Genomic DNA, 1,052 nt, shown 5'->3' on the forward strand with positions numbered 1-1,052 from the left:
TAATCCCCCTACCCCCCCTAAACGAACAAATCGCTATCGCTAACGTTTTAAGCGATTTGGATCATTATCTTTATTCTTTAGACGCCCTCATTCTTAAAAAAGAGAGCGTTAAAAAAGCTTTAAGCTTTGAACTATTGAGCCAAAGAAAACGCTTGAAAGGCTTCAATCAAGCTTGGCAAAGAGTGAGGCTTGGGGATATTGGAATAACTATAAGTGGATTAGTAGGAAAAACAAAGCAAGATTTTATCAATGGCAATGCTAAATATATTACATTTTTGAATGTTTTAAATAATGTCATAATAGATACTTCTATACTAGAAAATGTAAAAATATACCCAAATGAAAAACAAAATTCCTTTAAAAAATATGATTTATTTTTTAATACTTCTTCAGAAACTCCAAAAGAGGTAGGCATGTGTGCCGTGCTTTTAGATGATATAGACCAAGTTTTTTTGAATAGTTTTTGTTTTGGTTTTAGAATATTTGACAAGGCAGTTGATAGCTTGTTTTTATCATACTTAATTAATAGCGAAATAGGCAGAAAAGCTTTTGAAAATTTAGCGCAAGGTTCAACACGATACAATTTATCAAAGAGTGGTTTTAATAATGTTTGTCTCATTTTACCTCCCCTAAACGAACAAATCGCTATCGCTAATATTTTAAGCGATGTGGATCATGAAATCATTAGCCTTAAAAACAAAAAACGCCAATTTGAAAACATCAAAAAAGCTTTAAACCACGATTTAATGAGCGCTAAAATCAGGGTTTTAAAAAAATAAGTTTTACAACAAAAATAAAACCTAAAAAAGGCTAAAAAGCATTTTTTACAATCAAACAATAAAAGAGCTTGGTTTTAATCAAGTGATAATTTTTTAAGGCGGTCTTCTTGGGGTTAGGGGGTTTTTAGTTGGGGGTTGTAGGGGAGAGTTATTTCAAAATGCCCCCCTATCCCCTTAAAAAAATAAATTTTATAACAAAATGACCAGTGCCCCAAAAGTCAAGGACAAACCCGCTTGAAAAGGAAACCCCTAAGCTTTTAAACTCAGGGGAAC

Annotated in this window: 1 protein-coding gene; it reads left to right on the top strand. The window is 32.3% G+C overall.

The genetic code is table 11. The features are described 5' to 3' along the window. Positions 1 to 779 (top strand): restriction endonuclease subunit S (locus H7N67_RS07890; RefSeq protein ID WP_187939618.1); only part of this gene is annotated, 779 nt, incomplete at its 5' end. Between the last annotated feature and the right edge of the window lie 273 nt (positions 780 to 1,052).

Source organism: Helicobacter pylori (genome assembly GCF_014498195.1).
Taxonomy (GTDB): domain Bacteria; phylum Campylobacterota; class Campylobacteria; order Campylobacterales; family Helicobacteraceae; genus Helicobacter; species Helicobacter pylori_DO.